The 19,248-nt window shown below is 71.5% G+C and carries 19 protein-coding genes; 3 read left to right on the forward strand and 16 right to left on the reverse strand.

Annotated features, from left to right (window positions below):
- Positions 1-158 precede the first annotated feature (158 nt).
- The 13 genes from AB0761_RS08485 to arc form a co-directional block, all read right to left on the reverse strand.
- Positions 159-392 (reverse strand): hypothetical protein, encoded by a 234-nt coding sequence (locus tag AB0761_RS08485; protein ID WP_377268351.1) that lies wholly within the window; start codon positions 390-392, stop codon positions 159-161.
- 161 nt (positions 393-553) lie between these two features.
- Positions 554-880 carry a hypothetical protein gene (locus AB0761_RS08490; RefSeq protein ID WP_377268352.1) on the reverse strand — a complete coding sequence of 109 codons (327 nt, stop codon included), beginning with the start codon at positions 878-880 and terminating at the stop codon, positions 554-556.
- Positions 840-1,787 (reverse strand): helix-turn-helix transcriptional regulator, encoded by a 948-nt coding sequence (locus AB0761_RS08495; RefSeq protein ID WP_377273974.1) that lies wholly within the window; start codon positions 1,785-1,787, stop codon positions 840-842. The genes AB0761_RS08490 and AB0761_RS08495 overlap by 41 nt, the downstream gene beginning before the upstream one ends.
- Before the next feature lie 26 nt (positions 1,788-1,813).
- Entirely contained in the window at positions 1,814-2,815 is a 1,002-nt protein-coding gene (locus tag AB0761_RS08500; protein WP_377268353.1) for a helix-turn-helix transcriptional regulator, read from the reverse strand.
- A 215-nt stretch (positions 2,816-3,030) separates the two neighbouring features.
- Complete coding sequence (locus AB0761_RS08505; protein WP_055586113.1) at positions 3,031-3,402, reverse strand: FKBP-type peptidyl-prolyl cis-trans isomerase; 372 nt, start codon at positions 3,400-3,402, stop codon at positions 3,031-3,033.
- A gap of 84 nt (positions 3,403-3,486) precedes the next feature.
- Positions 3,487-4,749, reverse strand: a complete 1,263-nt coding sequence (locus AB0761_RS08510; protein WP_377268354.1) for an FKBP-type peptidyl-prolyl cis-trans isomerase — start codon at positions 4,747-4,749, stop codon at positions 3,487-3,489.
- Positions 4,750-4,846: 97 nt separating this feature from the next.
- Positions 4,847-5,845, reverse strand: a complete 999-nt coding sequence (locus AB0761_RS08515) for an FKBP-type peptidyl-prolyl cis-trans isomerase (protein ID WP_377268355.1) — start codon at positions 5,843-5,845, stop codon at positions 4,847-4,849.
- Between the two features lie 134 nt (positions 5,846-5,979).
- On the reverse strand, positions 5,980-7,341 hold the full coding sequence (gene pafA / locus AB0761_RS08520) for a Pup--protein ligase (protein WP_377268356.1): 1,362 nt from the start codon (positions 7,339-7,341) through the stop codon (positions 5,980-5,982).
- A gap of 410 nt (positions 7,342-7,751) precedes the next feature.
- A complete protein-coding gene (gene prcA / locus AB0761_RS08525) occupies positions 7,752-8,612 on the reverse strand; it encodes a proteasome subunit alpha (RefSeq protein ID WP_377268357.1) in 861 nt (286 codons plus the stop codon).
- 66 nt (positions 8,613-8,678) lie between these two features.
- Positions 8,679-9,524 (reverse strand): proteasome subunit beta, encoded by an 846-nt coding sequence (gene prcB, locus AB0761_RS08530; protein ID WP_377268358.1) that lies wholly within the window; start codon positions 9,522-9,524, stop codon positions 8,679-8,681.
- Between the two features lie 174 nt (positions 9,525-9,698).
- A complete protein-coding gene (locus tag AB0761_RS08535) occupies positions 9,699-9,914 on the reverse strand; it encodes a ubiquitin-like protein Pup (RefSeq protein WP_377268359.1) in 216 nt (71 codons plus the stop codon).
- Between the two features lie 152 nt (positions 9,915-10,066).
- The gene (gene dop, locus AB0761_RS08540; RefSeq protein ID WP_377268360.1) at positions 10,067-11,578 is read right to left on the reverse strand and encodes a depupylase/deamidase Dop; all 1,512 of its coding nucleotides are present in this window, start codon (positions 11,576-11,578) and stop codon (positions 10,067-10,069) included.
- A gap of 182 nt (positions 11,579-11,760) precedes the next feature.
- Positions 11,761-13,527 (reverse strand): proteasome ATPase, encoded by a 1,767-nt coding sequence (gene arc, locus AB0761_RS08545; RefSeq protein WP_377268361.1) that lies wholly within the window; start codon positions 13,525-13,527, stop codon positions 11,761-11,763.
- Between the two features lie 281 nt (positions 13,528-13,808).
- Here arc and AB0761_RS08550 point away from each other — a divergent pair, with 281 nt between their 5' ends.
- On the forward strand, positions 13,809-14,096 hold the full coding sequence (locus AB0761_RS08550; RefSeq protein WP_377268362.1) for a ferredoxin: 288 nt from the start codon (positions 13,809-13,811) through the stop codon (positions 14,094-14,096).
- Positions 14,097-14,281: 185 nt separating this feature from the next.
- Here AB0761_RS08550 and AB0761_RS08555 read toward each other — a convergent pair whose 3' ends face one another.
- From AB0761_RS08555 to AB0761_RS08565, 3 genes are all read right to left on the reverse strand, one after another.
- Positions 14,282-14,908 carry a hypothetical protein gene (locus AB0761_RS08555; protein ID WP_377268363.1) on the reverse strand — a complete coding sequence of 209 codons (627 nt, stop codon included), beginning with the start codon at positions 14,906-14,908 and terminating at the stop codon, positions 14,282-14,284.
- Between the two features lie 279 nt (positions 14,909-15,187).
- The gene (locus tag AB0761_RS08560) at positions 15,188-16,072 is read right to left on the reverse strand and encodes a tRNA (adenine-N1)-methyltransferase (protein WP_055586103.1); all 885 of its coding nucleotides are present in this window, start codon (positions 16,070-16,072) and stop codon (positions 15,188-15,190) included.
- An 87-nt stretch (positions 16,073-16,159) separates the two neighbouring features.
- Positions 16,160-17,638 (reverse strand): site-2 protease family protein, encoded by a 1,479-nt coding sequence (locus AB0761_RS08565; protein ID WP_377268364.1) that lies wholly within the window; start codon positions 17,636-17,638, stop codon positions 16,160-16,162.
- Between AB0761_RS08565 and AB0761_RS08570 the strand changes: the two genes are divergently transcribed.
- Together AB0761_RS08570 and AB0761_RS08575 are read left to right on the forward strand one after the other, a co-directional pair.
- The gene (locus tag AB0761_RS08570) at positions 17,633-18,556 is read left to right on the forward strand and encodes a RecB family exonuclease (RefSeq protein WP_377268365.1); all 924 of its coding nucleotides are present in this window, start codon (positions 17,633-17,635) and stop codon (positions 18,554-18,556) included. The genes AB0761_RS08565 and AB0761_RS08570 overlap by 6 nt on opposite strands.
- A 2-nt stretch (positions 18,557-18,558) precedes the next feature.
- Entirely contained in the window at positions 18,559-19,230 is a 672-nt protein-coding gene (locus AB0761_RS08575) for a response regulator (RefSeq protein ID WP_377268366.1), read from the forward strand.
- Positions 19,231-19,248 lie beyond the last annotated feature (18 nt).

The following is a 19,248-nucleotide window of genomic DNA, read 5'->3' on the forward strand; positions in this document are numbered from 1 at the left end:
GCAGTGGGACCACCTGACCCCGTGCAACTCCTGCGGGCGATCGTAGCCTGAGGTGCTGAACGGAAGGCAACCCCCCGCGGTCTGCGCGGCGACGGCCCCCACCGCACATTCAAGGGCCGCTCACTGAGCCTAACGCCGTATCGCCCGCTGCACGAGGGTCAGCTTTCGGCGGTCGGACGGCGTCCGGCGCCGGCCGTACCGGCGGCGAGGGCGTCCGCGAGCGGGGCGGCGGCCTTCTCCAGGCCGGCGGCGGCCCTGGCCACCGCGCGGGAGGCGGTGTCCACCTCGCGGGCCAGGCGCCGTACGTCCAGCCAGACCCGGATCCCCAGCCAGCCCAGCACCAGCAGCCCGGCAGTGGCCAGTCCGGTGGCCCCTACGATCATCCATGGCATGTCCAGAGCCTACCGTCCGCCCCGCACGGCGCCCCCCGACCCGGGCGCCGGCCCGGGGCTCCTGAGCGTCGGGCGAGGGACCGGGGCACTTCGGCTGCCGCGGCGAGCCGGACCACCGCGGCCGTCCTCGGCACCGTCCGGTCCGTGGCCCGATGTGGCCACTACTGGCCGGCGTGCAGCCGCATGGTGGAGACGCCGGCGCCGGTCAGGGCGTCGACGATGCGCTCACCTGCAGGCTTGCGCACCGCCGCCCCGCACTCGGGGCAGGTGAAGCTGTAGAAGGTGCGCTCGCGGGTGCGGCCGACGGCCAGGCGCAGCGCCTCGGCCCCCAGCTCCACCTTGTTGCGGCACTCCGTGCAGAACGCCTTGAAACGCGTGGTGGTGGCCACCGCGTACCGTTCCTCTCCGGACCCTGCGGGCCCCGCCCCCGTCACCTCTCGGTGCCGGTCAGCTCTCCGCCGGGGTCTGCTCCGGTGCCTCGGGACCATAGGCGGCCAGCGCCTCCCCCGCAGTGGCGCGGGCCTGCTCCGCGAGGTCCGCGGGGGCGACGATGCGCCCGTCGCGGCCGAGCCGCAGTGCCAGACGGCGCAGCCCGGAGGGGTCCGGGGTGCGCAGGGTGATACGCAGCCCGCCGTCCGGAAGCTCGACCGCCTCGTCGTGCGCGTAGTACTCGGTGACCCAGCGGCCCGCGGGGCCGACCTCCAGCACCACCTCGGGGTCGTCCGCGGCGGGGCGTACCAGGCCCTCCGAGAGGTCCCGCAGCTCCAGCGGCGGCGGGTCGGCCGGGGCGTCCAGCACCTTGAGGTCGGCGACCCGGTCCAGGCGGAACATCCGCCGGCCCTCGGAGACCCGGCACCAGGCCTCCAGATAGGTGTGACCCTCGGTGACCATGCGGATGGGGTCCACCTCGCGCTCGGTCATGCCGCCACGACCGTAGGAGTAGTAGCGCAGCCACAGCCGGCGGCGCTCGGACAGCGCCCGGTCGACGTCCGCGAAGACATGGCCCTCGGCCTCGAAGGTGACCCCGACCCGGGCGCTGCCCTGGGCGCTCTCGCCGGCCGAGGACTCGATCTTGGCGACGGCCCGGGTGAGCGCCTGCCGGTCGCGCTCCCGCAGTCCGGGCAGTCCGGCGACGGCGCGGGCGGCCACCAGCAGGGCGGTCGCCTCGTCGGCGGCGAGCCGCAGCGGCTGGGCGACGTCGTCGACGTTGTGCCACCAGATGCGCTCACCGTCGGTGTCGATGTCCAGCAGGTCGCCGCCGCGGAAGGAGGTGCCGCACATGGGCAGCACATTGAGGTCGCCGATCAGCTCCTGCTCGGTGATGCCGAAGGCGCGGGCGACCTCGCCGACCCGGGCGCCTGGGCGTTCCCGCAGATAGGTCACCAGGGAGAGCATCCGGCGGGTCTGGTCGATGGCGTTGCTCACCGCTGGGCTCCCTGGGTGGCGGTCTGGTCGGTGTCGTGGCCGGCCACGGCGCGCAGCCTGGCCACCACGTCGGCGCGCAGGTCGTCGGGGCCGAGCACCACCACGTCGGCGCCGAACTCGGCCAGCCAGGCGCCGAGGCCGTAGCCGTAGGGGATCTCCAACTCGTCCCAGTCGGCGTCCACCGGATCGCTGGCCACCGCCTTGGCACGCAGCGGGAAGGCGGCCCCGCGGCGCAGCCTGATCCGGGCGGTGGCGGTGGCTCCCTCGCCGGCGAAGCGGGCGACGTTCTCCCGTACGTCGACATGGTCGGGGATGTCCGCGGTGAATCCGCCTGACCGGGTGCGGACCCGGCCGGTGATGCGGCTGAGCCGGAAGACCCGGGCGTCCTTGCGGTCGCGGTCCCAGCCGGCCACGTACCAGTGGCCGTGCCAGCACTCCAGGGCCCAGGGCTCCACGCTGCGCTGCTCGGCGCGGACGGCGCCGGCCTTGCGGTACTCGAAGGTGACCGGGCGGCGGTCGCGGGCGGCGAGCAGCAGCGGCTCGAAGGCGGCCTCGCGGGCCGGGATGCGGGGCTCCAGGGCGGTGTGCTCGCGGTCGGCGGCCTCCTCGAAGGGGATGCCGGCGGCGCGGAGCTTCTGCAGGGCGCCGCTGGCGGCGCCGGCCAGCCGGGCCTGCTGCCAGACCCGGGCGGCGAGGCTGAGGGCGGCGGCCTCCTCGGCGTCCAGCGCGATCTCGGGCAGCCGGTTGCGGTCGCGGCGGGCGACATAGCCGACCTCGCCGTCCAGGGAGGACTCGTCGACGTCGATGACCAGGCCGAGCTCCCGGAGGTCGTCCTTGTCCCGCTCGAACATCCGGTTGAAGGCCTCTTCACTGCCGGCTGCGGACGCCTCCCGGTAGGCCTCGACGGAGTCCCGCAGCTCCTTCTTGGAGAGCGGGCGCCTGGTGTTCATCAGGCACAGCGCGAGGTTCATCAGCCGCTCTGCCTTGGCGATCGCCATCGCTGACCCTTCCGATGTGCTACGAGTGCGCCCCGGTCTCCTAGTCGGAGGGCGGGCGCGTGCCGGACGGACGCTGTCCGGCGCCTCGACCGTACCGTCACCGGCGCGAGCTGCGAAACCTGGTCCGGTGGTGAAGTCGGCTCGGGTGCGCGGGGGTTGCCCGCAACGCGCGCCGCCCCCCGGCGGACCGGGGGGCGGCGGCGGAATCGTCGAGGTCAGACCGACAGCAGGTCCACCACGAAGATCAGCGTCTCACCGGGCTTGATGGCCGGGGTGGGGCTCTGGTTGCCGTAGGCCAGGTGGGCCGGGATGACCAGCTCGCGGCGGCCGCCGACCTTCATACCCACGACACCCTGGTCCCAGCCCTTGATGACGCGGCCGCCACCCAACGGGAAGCGGAACGTCTGGTTACGGTTCCAGCTGGCGTCGAACTCCTCGCCGGTGCTGAAGGCCACGCCCACGTAGTGGACCTCGACGGTCTGGCCAGGCTTGGCCTCGGGGCCGTCGCCCACCCAGATGTCGCGGATCTGCAGCTCGGCCGGCGGCTCACCGCCCGGGAAGTCCACCAGCGGCTTCTCGATGCTCACATTGCCTCTTTCCATGGCCCCGGCGGATCCGGGGCTCGTCGGTGCGTTCGGGCGGCCGCCACCGGGGCGGCCGCCCGGTCATTCTTACCCCGCGTCCAGGATGTCCACGACGAAGACCAGCGTCGACTTGGCCGGAATCCCGGTCTGTGCCTGATCGCCGTAACCCAGCGACGGCGGGATCACCAGCTCGACCCGGCTGCCGACGGTCTGGCCGACCAGGCCCTTGTCCCAGCCCTGGATGACCTGGCCGCCGCCGGTGGTGAAGCTGAAGGCCGAGCCGTGGTCCAGCGAGGAGTCGAACTTCTTGCCGTTGCTGTAGAGCAGGCCGGTGTACTGGACGACCACCTTCTGGCCGCTGGTGACCTTGGGCCCGGTGCCCTTGATCAGCACCGCGCTCTTCAGCGTCTTGGGCGCGGCGACGCCCTTGGGGACCGTGATCTCCGCGGCCTTCTTGCCGTTGTCCTTCACCTGGGGCATGTCCGAGGGGGCCGCAGCCGGGGTGCCGGTGACGGTCGCGCCCGGGTCGAGGGAGCGGACGATGTCCACCACGAAGATCAGGGTGTCCTTGGCACCGATGCCCAGCTGGGAGTTGCCCTGGTCGCGGAAGGCCGCCGCGGGCGGCGCCACCACCAGGACCCGGCTGCCCACCTTGCGGCCCGCGACACTGCTGTCCAGCGCCGCGATCAGCTCGCCGGCCCCGGCCTGGAACAGCTGCGGCTGGCCGCCCTTGTCGTAGGAGCTGGGGATGGTCTTGCCGGTCGTCCAGTCCTTGGCGGTGTAGTCGACGGTGACCCAGTCGTTCTTCTTCACCACCGCGCCGGTGCCCTCATTGAGGGTCTTCACCACGAAGGAGCCGTCGGACTGCTGCTTGGGCACCGCGATGTCGGCCTTCTTGCCGGTGGCACCGGAGACCGTGGGCAGCACCGCCGCGTTGTCCTTGATCGGCGGCACCGTGGGCTCCGCCGAGGCCGAGGGCGCGGGCGAGTCCGCGGCGGCCGTCGGCGCCGCGTCGGCGGCCGGCTTGCTGTCGTCCGGCCGGTTGGCCAGCCACAGGGTGATACCGCTGCCCACCAGCAGCACGGCGAGCACGGTCCCCAGGACCACGCCGAGCCGGCCCACCGAGGCGGGCGCCTCGTCGTACCCGGCCTGGGACGAGGAGGTGCGCCGCACATTGGAGGCGAACACCTCCGGCTTGTCCTCCTCGACGGGCGGCGCCACCCGGCGACCCGTCTCAGGCTTCTGGACCACTATCGACTCGCCCGTCCCGCCCAGGACCCCGCCCGGCCGCAGGGCGGCCGGGTCGCTGGTCCGGCGGGGGTCACCCGGGCCCGGCGCGTTCTCAGACATGACTCCCCAATTCGCCGTTCCTCGCTTACTGCTGCGCAGAGCGGCAGCAGTATGTCAGGTCTCCCTGAAAATCCGGTCCTCGGGCGACCGGTCGAGGTCACACAGCCTGGAGGATGTCGATGACGAAGACGAGCGTCGACTTGGCCGGGATCTTGTCCTGGGCCTGGTCCCCGTAGCCCAGCGACGGCGGGATCACCAGCAGCACCCGGCTGCCGACGGTCTGCCCCACCAGCCCCTGGTCCCAGCCCTTGATGACGTTGCCGGTGCCGATCTGGAAGGCGGTGGCACCGCCGTGGTCCCAGGAGGAGTCGAAGTTCTGCCCGGTCGACCAGAGCGCGCCCGTGTACTGGGCGACGATGGTCTGCCCCGAGGTGACCTTGGGCCCGTTGCCCTTGATCAGCACCGCGCTCTTCAGCGTGGTCGGCGGCGCCTGGCCCTTGGGGACGGTGATGGTCGCGGCCTTCTTGCCGTTGTCCTTCACCTGCGGCATGCCGGCCGGCGGCGGGATGCTGTGCCCGGTCAGCACGGTGTCCTGCGGTACCGACTGCAGGATGTCCACCACAAAGACCAGGGTGTCGTCGGGGCCCACGCCCAGCGCGGTGCTGCCCTTGCTGCCGAAGGCCGCCGCGGGCGGCGCCACCACCAGGACCCGGCTGCCCACCTTGCGGCCCACCACGCTGGAGTCGAAGGCGGGGATCAGCTGGCCCGTCCCGGCCTGGTACAGCTGCGGCTTCTGCCCCTTGTCGTAGGAGCTGGGCACGGTCTTGCCGGTCGTCCAGTCCTTGGCGCTGTAGTCGATGGTCACCCAGTCCGACGTACGGACCACGGCCCCGGTGCCCTCGGTGACCGTGGAGACCACGAACTTGCCGCTGGGCCGGCCGGAGGGAATCGTGATGTCGGCCTTCTGCCCGGCCGTACCCGAGACGGTGGGCATCGGCGACGCCGAGGAGACCGGCGTCGGCACCGGTTGCGCCGAGGCGGACGCGGAGGGCGAGGGGGAACTGGGGGTCTTGGAGCCGCCGTCGCTGCTGCACCCGGTGATTACCAGGAGCGGCAGGACGAGCAGTGCGGCGAAGGGGCGCACGAGGTTCCTCACGGTCGGTCACATCGGTGGTCCGGACTCTCCCGACACCATAGGACCCGACGTCCCGCAACCCCGGGCAGGCGGACGCCCGCACTCCGCCGGACCGGTGATCGGTCATTCCTTCCGATCACCGGTCCGGCGGCCGGTCACATACCGGCGATCAGCTTGTCCACCCGCTCGTCCACCGAGCGGAAGGGGTCCTTGCACAGGACGGTGCGCTGCGCCTGGTCGTTGAGCTTCAGATGCACCCAGTCGACCGTGAAGTCCCGCCGCTGCTCCTGGGCCCGGCGGATGAAATCGCCCCGCAGCCTGGCCCGGGTGGTCTGCGGCGGCACCGACTTGGCCTGGAAGGTCTTGAGGTCGGTGGTGACCCGCTCGGCCTGTCCGCGGTTCTGCAGCAGGTAGAACAGGCCCCGGCGGCGGTGGATGTCGTGGTAGGCGAGGTCGATCTGCGCCACCCGGGGGTGGGACATCGACATGCCGTTCTTCTCCCGGTAGCGCTCGATCAGCTGGTGCTTCATGACCCAGTCGATCTCGGTGCCGACCTTGGCGAGGTCCTCCGTGCGGACCGCGTCCAGGGTGCGGCCCCACAGGTCCAGCACCCGCTCCACGGTGCCGGTGCGGATGCCGCGCCGCTCGGCGAACTCCACCGCCTTGGCGTAGTACTCCTCCTGGATCTCCAGGGCGGAGGCCTCCCGGCCGTTGGCCAGCCTGACCTGGCGGCGGCCGCTGAGGTCATGGCTGACCTCGCGGATCGCCCGGATGGGGTTCTCCAGGGTGAGGTCGCGCATCACCGTGCCGGCCTCGATCATGCGCAGCACCAGGTCGGTGGCGCCCACCTTGAGCAGGGTGGTGGTCTCCGACATGTTGGAGTCGCCGACGATGACATGGAGCCTGCGGTAGCGCTCGGCGTCCGCGTGCGGCTCGTCCCGGGTGTTGATGATGGGGCGGGAGCGGGTGGTCGCCGAGCTGACGCCCTCCCAGATGTGCTCCGCCCGCTGGCTGACGCAGAACACCGCTCCGCGCGGGGTCTGCAGCACCTTGCCGGCCCCGCAGATCAGCTGCCGGGTGACCAGGAACGGGATCAGGATGTCCGCCAGCCGGGAGAACTCCCCGTGCCGTGCCACAAGATAGTTCTCATGGCAGCCGTAGGAGTTGCCGGCCGAGTCGGTGTTGTTCTTGAAGAGGTAGACGTCCCCGGCGATGCCCTCCTCGTGCAGACGCCGCTCGGCGTCCACCAGCAGGCCCTCGAGGATGCGTTCACCGGCCTTGTCGTGAGTGACCAGTTCGGTGACGTCGTCACACTCGGGAGTGGCATACTCCGGGTGCGAACCGACGTCCAGATAGAGGCGGGCGCCATTGCGCAGGAACACATTGCTGCTGCGGCCCCACGAGACGACACGGCGGAAGAGGTAGCGCGCCACTTCGTCCGGGGACAGGCGCCGCTGCCCCCGGAACGTGCAGGTGACACCGTACTCGTTCTCCAGCCCGAAAATGCGGCGGTCCATGAGTGGACTTTACGCTTTTGGACGCCTTCTGAAACCGTTTCGGGGACGGCGATTCGATCACGGCCGCCGGGCCGGCGGGTGCGCGTCGGGACGGCCCGGCCGACCGCCTGGACTCATCCGGACGTGGCCGTCGGGAAGCCGCCGGGGGCGTGGCAGCCCCTCGGCGGTCCCGCGGGGGCCCGGGCGGCGGGATGGCATACCCGGCGGTGCGGGCGGCCGGCAGGGGCCGGGGCAGCGCCCTTCTGGGCGGCCCTGGATTCCGGTCTCCGGTCCCGGGGGCGGCACACAGGCGCGATGCCGCCCGGAACGTGCGAGGCCGCGCGCACAGCCCGCAGCAACCGTGCTGCGCTGTCCGCGCGGCCTCGCACCTCGGCACCCTGACGGAATGCCTGTGCAGCGCGCGCCGACCGCTACAGGGGCGGGTCGGTGGATTCGTCCTCGTCCTCGTCCTCGGCGGACCTGGACGGCTTCTCGATCTCGGGGGCCACGGGCGGACGGGTGTCCTCCTCCCCCGAACCGGCCTGCGGGGCCACCGGCGGAGCGACCGGCGGCTCCTCGTCGCCGCCGTCGGCGGCCTCCAGCAGCCGGTTCAGCTGGGAGCCCAGCACCCGCTTGAACTTCCGCTGCTGCGGGCGGCTGCGGTCGAGGACCGCCACCTCCAGCTGCTCGGGTGTGATGGTGCGCGGGGTGCCGCCGTTGGGGTCGCGGGCCAGCGACTCCACGGCGAGCCCCAGCGCCTCGGCGAGGGTGAACCCGGGCCGGTGCCGCTGGCCGAGGTAGTTGCCGATGGAGTCGGCGTTGCCGCCGACCACCACGCTGTTGTGCTCGTCCACCACCGAGCCGTCGGGGGTGAGGCGGTAGATCTGGTCGTCCTCGGGGTTGCGGCCGACCTCGGCGACGATCAACTCCACCTCATAGGGCTTCTCGCCGACCGAGGAGAAGATGGTGCCGAGCGTCTGGGCGTAGACGTTCGCCAGGCCGCGGGCCGTGACATCGGCCCGGTCGTAGGAGTAGCCGCGCAGGTCGGCGTAGCGCACGCCGCCGATCCGCAGGTTCTCGAACTCGTTGTAGCGGCCGACGGCGGCGTAGGCGATGCGGTCGTAGATCTCGCTGACCTTGTGCAGCGCCCTGGAGGTGTTCTCCGCCACAAAGACGATGCCGTCGGTGTAGGTGAGCACGACCACGCTGCGACCCCGCGCGATGCCCTTGCGGGCGTATTCGGCGCGGTCCGCCATGGCCTGCTGGGGTGAGACGTAGAACGGCGTCGACACCGGCTGTCGTCCCCTTCTGTCAGGTGGTCCGGGAGTGGGTCGGGGAGGCGGCGGGGGCCGCCGGGGCTACAGCAGCGGTGCCTGGGGGCCGTCCGGCTGCTCCAGCCGCTTGGCGGTGATCGCGCGGGCGATCTCGGAGACCTCCTCGTCGGAGAGCCTGCGGAAGCCCTCCTCGGTGACCAGGGTCACGATGGGGAAGATCCGCCGGGCCATGTCGGGGCCGCCGGTGGCGGAGTCGTCGTCGGCCGCGTCGTAGAGCGCCTGGACGACCAGGGTGGATGCCTGATCGGCCGTCAGGTCGTCGCGGTAGAGCTTCTTGAGTGCGCCGCGGGCGAAGATCGAGCCGGAACCGGTGGCTGCGAAGCCCCGCTCCTCCGAGCGGCCGCCCGTGACGTCATAGGTGAAGATCCGCCCACGGCCGTGGTCCAGGTCGTACCCCGCGAAGAGCGGCACCACGGCCAGGCCCTGCATCGCCATGCCGAGGTTGCCGCGGATCATGGTGGAGAGGCGGTTCGCCTTGCCCTCCAGGGAGAGCTGGGCGCCCTCGATCTTCTCGTAGTGCTCCAGCTCCAGCTGGAACAGCCGCACCATCTCCACGGCCAGCCCCGCGGTGCCGGCGATGCCGACCGCGGAGTAGTCGTCGGCGGGGAAGACCTTCTCGATGTCGCGCTGGGCGATGACATTGCCCATGGTGGCGCGGCGGTCACCGGCGAGCACCACTCCGCCGGAGAAGACCGCCGAGACGATGGTGGTCCCGTGCGGGATCTCGATCGCCGCAGGGGAGGCGGGCAGCGTACGCCGACCGGGAAGCAGGTCGGGCGAGTGCTCGGCCAGGAAGTCGATGAACGACGAGGACCCGGGGGTCAGGAAGGCAGCCGGTAGACGCCCGGTGCCGTGAGTGTTGGCTTCCACACGATCCCTTCCGAAGAGGCGGCGGCCCGCCAGTGCAGGTACGGCACGGACCCTACCCGTTTCAAGGTCGCGATCCACATGATCGGCTCGACCTGAATAGGGGTAGCAATCCGCGGAGCATTCCGGGGAATGCTCCGCGGCGCTGCCCGGCCCCCGTAGCCGGACATTTTGCGACTACTCGCCGCCCTTCTGGACAAAACCCCGCACGAAGTCCTCGGCATTGGACTCCAGCACGTCGTCGATTTCGTCGAGAACGGCGTCGACGTCGTCGGAGAGCTTCTCCTGCCGCTCCTTGAGATCCTCGGAGCCCTGCGCCTCGGGTGTCTGCTCCTCGACCTCCTCGGAGGAGCGGTTGGCCCGCTGCTGGCCGCCGGTGTCCTTGGTCGCCATATCCCTCACCCCGCTCGCTTGCGATTGCGATACTGGTCAGACCCTACATACGGGCTACGACAAGCGCTCCGGTTCCGTTCACCTCTCTCAACGACCGGGGCTCCCCTCGATGATTCCCATCCGCAGCGCCTTCACTCTTGGTGACCGAAGGGTCACGAGCCGGAGAGCACCCGCACCAGGTCCTCGGCGGTGCGGCAGCGGTCCAGCAGCTCCTTGACGTGGTTGCGGGTCCCCCGCAGGGGTTCCAGGGTCGGCACCCGCTGCAGCGAGTCCCGGCCCGGGAGGTCGAAGATCACCGAATCCCAGGAGGCCGCCGCGACATGCTCCGCGTACTGCTCCAGGCAGCGCCCGCGGAAGTACGCCCTGGTGTCCTCCGGAGGCTTCACGGCCGCCCGGGCGACCTCGGACTCCTCCAGCAGCCGCTCGAAGCGGCCACGCGCCACCAGGCGGTTGTACAGGCCCTTCTCCTCGCGGACGTCGGAGTACTGCAGGTCAACCAGGTGCAGCCGGGGGTTGTCCCAGCCCAGGCCGTCGCGGTTGCGGTAGCCCTCCAGGATCTCCTTCTTGGCGATCCAGTCCAGCTCCCGGCTGAGGCTCATCGGGTCGCGCTGCAGCCGGCCGAGCACATCCTCCCAGCGGTCCAGCACATCGCGGGTCTGCTCGTCGGCGTCCGCCCCGTAGCGCTCCTCGACGTACTTGTGGGCCAGCTCGCAGTACTCCATCTGGAGCTGCACCGCCGTCAGGGTGCGGCCGTTGCGCAGAGTGACCAGGCGCTGCAGGGAGGGGTCGTGGGAGACCTGGTGCAGGGTGCGCACCGGCTGGTCGACGGCGAGGTCCACATTGATGAACCCGTCCTCGATCATCGACAGCACCAGGGCGGTGGTGCCCAGCTTGAGGTAGGTGGAGATCTCGGAGAGGTTGGCGTCGCCGATGATCACATGCAGCCGCCGGTACTTCTCGGCGTCGGCGTGCGGCTCGTCCCGGGTGTTGATGATGGGCCGCTTGAGGGTGGTCTCCAGACCCACCTCGACCTCGAAGTAGTCGGCCCGCTGGCTGATCTGGAAGCCGTGCGCGGACCCGTCCTGGCCGATGCCGACCCGGCCGGCGCCGCAGACCACCTGCCGGGAGACGAAGAACGGGGTGAGATGGCGGACGATGTCGGCGAACGGGGTCGACCGCCGCATCAGGTAGTTCTCGTGGCAGCCGTAGGAGGCGCCCTTGTTGTCGGTGTTGTTCTTGTAGAGGTGGATCGGCTGGGCCCCGGGGAGCTCCGCGGCCCGCGCCGCCGCCGCGGCCATGATCCGCTCGCCGGCCTTGTCCCAGAGCACCGCCTCGCGCGGATTGGTGGTCTCGGGGGCGCTGTACTCCGGATGGGCGTGGTCGACGTAGAACCGGGCGCCGTTGGTGAGGATGACATTGGCCAGGCCGATGTCCTCGTCGGTGAGCTGACTGGAGTCCGCCGCATCCCGGGCGAGGTCGAATCCCCGGGCGTCCCGGAGCGGGTTCTCCTCCTCGAAGTCCCACCGGGCCCGCCTCGCCCGCTGCATCGCCGCCGCATAGGCGTTGACGATCTGGGACGAGGTGAGCATGGCGTTGGCGTTGGGGTGCCCCGGTACGGAGATGCCGTACTCGGTCTCGATCCCCATCACGCGCCGTACAGACATGCGGCCCTCCTTGCCCGGCGCCGCGCCCCTGCCGGGCACGGCGCTGCCCCTTGAGCCTAGAACCCCCGGCGGACATCGGGCGGATCGTCCGCCGCGCACACCGTCCGGCTGCGGTGACCCGGCGGGCTCCCGCAGCCGGACGGTGTTGGCGGTCGTGTGGCGGCCCGTCCGGGCGACTGGTCCTACAGGTACTGACCCGTGTTGGCCACGGTGTCGATGGATCGGCCGGACTCGGCGCCCTGCTTGCCGGTGACCAGGGTGCGGATGAAGACGATCCGCTCGCCCTTCTTGCCGGAGATGCGGGCCCAGTCGTCCGGGTTGGTGGTGTTGGGCAGGTCCTCGTTCTCCTTGAACTCGTCGACGCATGCGGCGAGCAGGTGGGAGACGCGCAGACCCTTCTGGCCATGGTCCAGGAAGTCCTTGATGGCCATCTTCTTCGCCCGGTCCACGATGTTCTGGATCATGGCGCCGGAGTTGAAGTCCTTGAAGTACAGGACTTCCTTGTCACCGTTGGCGTAGGTGACCTCCAGGAAGCGGTTCTCCTCGGTCTCCGAGTACATCCGCTCCACCACCGACTGGATCATGGCCTCGACGGTGGCGTCCGCCGAGGAACCGTGCTCCTTGAGGTCGTCGGGGTGCAGCGGGAGGGTGGCCTTGAGATACTTCGAGAAGATGTCCTTGGCGGCCTCGGCGTCCGGCCGCTCGATCTTGATCTTGACGTCCAGCCGGCCCGGCCGCAGGATCGCCGGGTCGATCATGTCCTCCCGGTTGGAGGCGCCGATGACGATGACGTTCTCCAGGCCCTCCACACCGTCGATCTCGGCGAGCAGCTGGGGGACGATGGTGTTCTCCACGTCCGAGCTGACACCCGAGCCACGGGTGCGGAAGAGCGACTCCATCTCGTCGAAGAAGACGATGACAGGGGTGCCCTCGCTCGCCTTCTCCCGGGCCCGCTGGAAGACCAGGCGGATCTGCCGCTCGGTCTCGCCCACGTACTTGTTGAGCAGCTCGGGGCCCTTGATGTTGAGGAAGTAGCTCTTGCCCTGGGGGCGGCCGGTGACATCGGCCACCTTCTTGGCCAGCGAGTTGGCCACGGCCTTGGCGATCAGCGTCTTGCCGCAGCCGGGCGGGCCGTAGAGCAGCACACCCTTGGGCGGGCGCAGCTCGTACTCCTGGAAGAGCTCCGCGTGCAGGTAGGGCAGCTCGACGGCGTCGCGGATCTGCTCGATCTGGTTGGACAGGCCGCCGATCTGCCGGTAGTCGATGTCCGGGACCTCCTCGAGGACCAGCTCCTCGACCTCGGCCTTGGGGATCACCTCGTAGACATAGCCGGAGCGGGGCTCCAGCAGCAGTGCGTCGCCGGACCGGACGGTGATGTCGCGCAGCGGCTCGGCGAGCCGGACCACGCGCTCCTCGTCGGTGTGCCCGAGCACCAGGGCGCGCTCGCCGTCCTCGAGGATCTCCTTGAGGGTGACGATCTCGCCGAGGGACTCGAACTCCAGCGCCTCCACGACGTTCATGGCCTCGTTGAGCAGGACCTCCTGGCCGCGCCGCAGCTCGTCCAGGTCGACGTTGGGGCTGACATTGACCCGCAGCTTGCGGCCGCCGGTGAAGATGTCCGCCGTCCCGTCCTCCACCGCTTCGAGGAAGGTGCCGAACCCGGCGGGGGGCTGGGCAAGCCGGTCCACCTCCTCCTTGAGGGCCACGATCTGGTCGCGGGCCTCACGCAGGGTGGCGGCGAGCCGCTCGTTCTGGGCCGTCACGCCGGCCAGGTTGGTCTGCAGCTCGACAATGCGCTCCTCGAGGATCCTCGAGTGGCGCGGCGAGTCCGCGAGCTTGCGGCGCAGGACGGCAATCTCCTGCTCGAGGAACGAGACCTGCGCGGCCTCGTCGGAACCCCGAGCCGGCCTGCCGGTGCTGCGGTTGTAGTCGTCATCGTGGGCTGCCACGGTCCTCACCTCCTCCGGGGGAGCTGGACGCTTCCAGACCCTACCTGTGCCGGGGGTTGTGTAAACCCCTAGATCAGAAAGACGGAAGGGGCGTGTCCGATCTTCACCCTTGCGCGCTTCCCCTCGCCAGGGAGATACCCAGCCGACACCTGCGGAAAGCGACCAGATGTATCGTCGATCAGGTCAATGCGTGGTCGCCGATGTCACATCCAGGGCGATCGCTGTACGAATGGCGGGAATGCCCCCACAGGGGGCGACTCAGGACAGAAACGGCAGGCAGGATGTCCGCGACCGACGAGCCCCTCGAAGTGTGGATCGACCAGGATCTCTGCACCGGCGACGGGATCTGCGCGCAGTACGCGCCGGAGGTCTTCGAACTCGACATCGACGGCCTTGCCTATGTGAAAGGCACCGACGACGAACTCCGGCAGCAGCCCGGGGAGAGTGTTCCGGTTCCGCTGACCGTCCTTCAGGACGTGGTGGATTCGGCGAAGGAGTGCCCCGGGGACTGCATCCATGTCCGCCGCGTCAGCGACCGGGTCGAGGTCTACGGGCCGGACGCCGACTGAGCCCGCGGCCGGCCCGGCACATCGCGCCCGTGCCGGGTCCGGCGCAGCGCCCTGCGAGCGGCTGCGGGAGCGGGCCCACCGGCCACCCGGCGAGCTGACCTGGGGCTTCCCCTCCCGGCGCCGTCGGCCGGGAAGGTTGCTGCGGGCCTGTCCGACCCCGCCCGGCGGGAACCGTCGGACAGGCCCTATCCCGCCACGGGAGCGGGGGCCGAGGCCTGGGCCCGGATCCAGTCGGCCCCTGCCGGGGCCCAGGTGAGGATCGAGTTCACATCCGGGCAGCACTGGGGCACATCGGCGTTCGAGTAGCCCTGCACCCGCGCGACCACCGTGCCACCGGGGCCCGACTCCAGCTCCAGCACGCTGAGGTTCTCCTGGGGCCGTACCAGGGTGGCCGCGATCCTCGGCGCTCCCGATCCGCCGGCTCCCGATCCGCCCGCGATGATGTAGACCCCGTCGGGCGGGGTGCCGTTGGTGCCGTCGCAGTGCGCCGCCACCACCGTCTCCGGACGGCCGTCGCCGTCCAGGTCCGCGGCGAACCGCCGGGCCGCCTTCACCGGGAACGGGCCGCAGTCGAGCGGCAGTTGGACCTTCGACGGGTCCGGGGCGGGGGCGGCCGTGACGGGCGCGTCCCGATGCCCGGAGGTCTGGGGCCGCAGGGCGCGGGGCGCGCCCTCGGCGGGGGCGCTCACCACGGCTGTGGCGATCACCGCACCCACCGCCGCAGCGGTCACGGCCCAGTGGACCGGGCCCGAGCGGGCATGCGCCGGGCCGCTGGGCGGCGTGTCCGTGCCGGCCTCGGCTGCTTCGTCCACCTGGTGATCCCCTCCACCGGAGCGGTGCCCGTTCATCTGCACGGTGGGCATGTCATGTGCCGCAGATCTTGCCACACCGCGCCACCGCCGCACCCCCCGGGCACCCGGCAGCCCGGCGGAAGGGGCCGGGAGGTGCGGAGCACCCCGCGGAGATCCCGGAGCCGGGCCGTTCAACGCCCAGGGGCGCGGGGAGGTCCGCAGACAAGACCCGCGGCTGTCGCGGCTTGCTCATGCGGTTCCCCGCGCCCCTGGGGCACGGCTTGCTGCATCGGTACAGGCTCAGGAGGTGGCGGCCTCGTAGTCCTCGCCGTAGGCGCCCTTGGCGGGGCGGCGGCGGCGCATCGGCGGCTCCACCCCGTCGGCCAGGCGGCGGGCGGTCAGCAGGAAGCCGGTGTGCCCGATCATGCGGTGGTCCGGCCGGACGGCCAGGCCCTCCAGGTGCCAGGTGCGGACCATGGTCTCCCAGGCCTGCGGTTCGGTGAAGGTCCGGTGCTCGCGCAGCGCCTCCACGGTCTTGGACATCTGCGTGGTGGTGGCCACGTAGCAGCAGACCAGGCCGCCGGGCACCAGGGCCTTGGACACCGCGTCCAGGCACTCCCAGGGCGCCAGCATGTCCAGGATCACCCGGTCGACATCGGACTCCGCCAGGTTGTCCTGGAGGTCGCCGACGGTGAGCTTCCACGCCGGGTGCTGCCCGCCGAAGTAGCGCTCGACGTTCTGCCGGGCGATCTCCGCGAAGTCCGCCCGCCGCTCGTACGAGGAGAGCATGCCCTGGTCGCCGACCGCGCGCAGCAGATAGGTGGAGAGCGCTCCGGAGCCGACACCCGCCTCCACGACCCGGGCACCGGGGAAGATGTCGGCCATCGAGATGATCTGCCCCGCGTCCTTGGGGTAGACCACCGCGGCGCCGCGCGGCATGGAGAGGACGTAGTCGGGGAGCAGGGGCCGCAGCGCGAGGTAGGCGACGTTCCCCGTGGTACGCACGACAGTGCCCTCGGGGGCACCGATCAGCTCGTCGTGGGGGAAGGAACCCTTGTGGGTGTGGAAATTCTTCCCGGCCTCGAGCGTGAACGTGTAGTGGCGTCCCTTGGGGTCGGTGAGCTGGACCTGGTCCCCGACCTGGAAGGGCCCGCGACGGCGGGCGGCACCGGTCGGTTCGGACATGCGGTCCATTCTAGTGCCAGGTGGAGGCACTTCCCGACCATCGCGGACGATCACCGGGCCGGCCGGCCCGGGCGGCACCCCGGGGCGTCAGCGGCCGGCCATGGCGGCTGTCAGGACCCGCTCCACATCGGCGAGGGAGAGCACCCCGTACAGCGAGCCGTCCGCCTCCACCACCAGGTACTCGCTGGCCGGTGCGGAGCGCAGCGCCTCCAGCAGCTCCTCGCCGCCGGCGGTGGCGGGCAGCCGCATGCCCGGGGTGAGGTCCCGGGCGAGCGCGCCGGTGGCGGTCCAGGGGCGGCGGTGCTCGGGCACGGTGAGCACGGCGGACTCCCGTACGACGGCCCTCGGGTCGCCGCGGCCGTCGACGACCACGATGCCGCGGGCGCCCGTCTCCTGGGCCTGCCGCAGCGCCTCGGAGAGCGGGGTGTCGGCGGTGACGGTCACGGCCCTGCGGGTCAGCGCGCGGACCTGGAGCTGCGGGAGGGCCTCCTTCAGCCGGGCGGTGCGCAGGCTCTGGCCGGCGCCGCTCCAGATGATCGAGGCCAGCACCGCGGCGAGGATGGCGTCGGTGAAGGTGTCCGCGCCCGAGCCGCTGACGGCGCTGCGGCGGGCACTGAGCAGCGGCAGCCCGATCAGTACCGCAAGGGCCAGGCAGCGCCCCACCCAGGCCGCGGCGACGGTACCGGACATGGCCCGCCCGGTGAGGCGCCACACGACGGCGCGCAGCATCCGGCCGCCGTCCAGGGGGAGCCCCGGCAGCAGGTTGAAGATCGCCACGATGATGTTGCTCACCATCAGCCCGGCCAGCAGCACCCCGGGCACCGTGCCGGGGCGGACCGGCTGGAGGGCAAGGTAGAAGACCCCGCCCAGCACCAGGGAGAGCAGCGGCCCGACGAAGGCCAGCCAGAACTCCCTGCCGGGGGTCTCGGCCTCCTTCTCGATCTCCGACACCCCGCCGAAGAACTGCAGCTGGATACGGCGCACCGGCAGTCCGAAGCGCAGCGCGACCAGGGTGTGGGCCAGTTCGTGCACCAGCACCGAGCCGTAGAAGGCGACGGCGAAGAAGAGCGACACCAGGTAGCGCTCGGCGCCGAGCTCCGGCAGCACCGCCTCCAGCTGGTGCCCGAAGACCCAGGTGATCAGCGCGGCGATGACGAACCAGGTGGGCGTCACATAGACCGGGACGCCGAAGGGGCGGCCCATCAGGATGCCGCCGCGCGGCGGCGCGTCGGGGTGCGGCCGCGGTGCGGCTGCTCCCTGCCCCGGACCGGTCGGGGGCTCGTCGGGGCTGGGCCGGTCCGACCTCGGCTGCCCCTTGGTCTCGCTCACCCTGGCCCCTTCGGATCGTGTGACAGGCCCCACGCTACGTGATGGCTGCACGGGGGACGATCCCGGGCGTCCACCACCGCTGCACGGCCGCTGCCCGACTGATACCCGCTGCGGGCACCCCTCAGGCTCCGCCGGGGCGACCGGACCGGGCTGCGGGGCCCGGGGCCCGCTGCCCGGCCGCTGTCGGCGCCATGTCGGCGGGATGTCGGCGGCGGGGCATAGGGTCGGGGCATGCACCAGACCGACGGCGGCGACGTCCCGCCGGGAGGCCCCGACCCCTCCCCCGCCGCAGAGACACCGCCGGCCGGCGGCCGGGCGCGCCCCGCCGCCGCCCCGACCGGCCTGTCGCCGTCCAGGGCAGCCGACTTCATGAACTGCCCGCTGCTGTACCGGTTCCGGGTGATCGACCGCCTCCCCGAGCCACCGAGCCCCGCCGCCACCAGGGGCACGGTGGTGCATGCCGTGCTGGAGCGGCTCTTCGACTCCCCGGCGGCAGAGCGCACCCCCCAGCAGGCCCTCGGCCTGCTGCGTCCGCAGTGGGAGCGGCTGCTGGGCGAGCGCCCCGAGCTGGCCGGGCTCTTCCCGGACGATGCGGACGGTGCGCAGCTGGCCGGCTGGCTGGCCGAGGCGGAGCGGCTGCTGGAGCGGTACTTCCAGGTGGAGGACCCGACCCGGCTGGAGCCCGCCGAGCGGGAGCTGTATGTGGAGACCGCCCTGGAGTCGGGGCTGGTGCTGCGCGGCTACATCGACCGGGTCGACGTGGCGCCCACCGGGGAGGTGCGGCTGGTCGACTACAAGACCGGCCGGGCGCCCTCCCGGGATTTTGAGGGCAAGGCCATGTTCCAGATGAAGTTCTACGCGCTGATGCTCTGGCGGCTGCGCGGTGTGGTGCCCAAGCGCCTCCAGCTGGTCTATCTGGGCAGCGGCGACGTGGTGGCCTACGACCCGGACCCGGCCGATCTGCGGGCTGTGGAGCGCAAGCTGCTGGCCCTGTGGGAGGCGATCCAGCGGGCGGTGGCCACCGGGGAGTGGCGGCCGCGGCCCAGCCGGCTCTGCGACTGGTGCGACCACCAGGCGCTCTGCCCCGACTTCGGCGGGACGCCCCCGCCCTATCCCCTTGCGGTGCTGCCCGCCCCGAGAACGACCGAGGAGTAGTGGTGACGATCCGAGTGCTGCTGGTCGACGACCAGCCGCTGCTTCGTACCGGTTTCCGGATGATCCTGGAGGCCGAGACGGACCTGGCCGTGGTGGGCGAGGCCGGGGACGGCCAGCAGGCGCTGGACCAGGTGCGGGCGCTCCAGCCGGATGTGGTGCTGATGGACATCCGGATGCCGCGGATGGACGGAGTGGAGGCCACCCGGCGGATCGCCGGGCCGGGCCGGGACGGCCCGGCCAAGGTACTGGTCCTCACCACCTTCGACCTGGACGAGTACGTGGTGGAGGCGCTGCGCGCCGGGGCGAGCGGCTTTCTGCTGAAGGACGTGCCGGCCGAGGAGCTGGTGCAGGCGATCCGGGTGGTGGCGGACGGCGCGGCGATGCTGGCGCCGAGTGTCACCCGGCGGCTGCTGGACATGTACGCCACCCGGTTGCCCTCGGGCGACGAGGCTCCGCCGACCACGCTGCATGCGCTCACCGAGCGTGAGGTGGAGGTGCTGAAGCTGGTGGCGCGGGGCCTGTCCAATGCGGAGATCGCCGCCGAGCTGTTCGTCAGCGAGACCACGGTGAAGACCCATGTGGGACATGTGCTGACCAAGCTGGGCCTGCGGGACCGGGTGCAGGCCGCGGTGTACGCCTATGAGAGCGGACTGGTGCGGCCCGGCGCCCTGTAGCGGCGGAATGCACCTCGG

The sequence above is a fragment of the Peterkaempfera podocarpi genome, assembly GCF_042466665.1.
In the GTDB taxonomy this organism is placed as follows: Bacteria; Actinomycetota; Actinomycetes; order Streptomycetales; family Streptomycetaceae; genus Peterkaempfera; species Peterkaempfera podocarpi.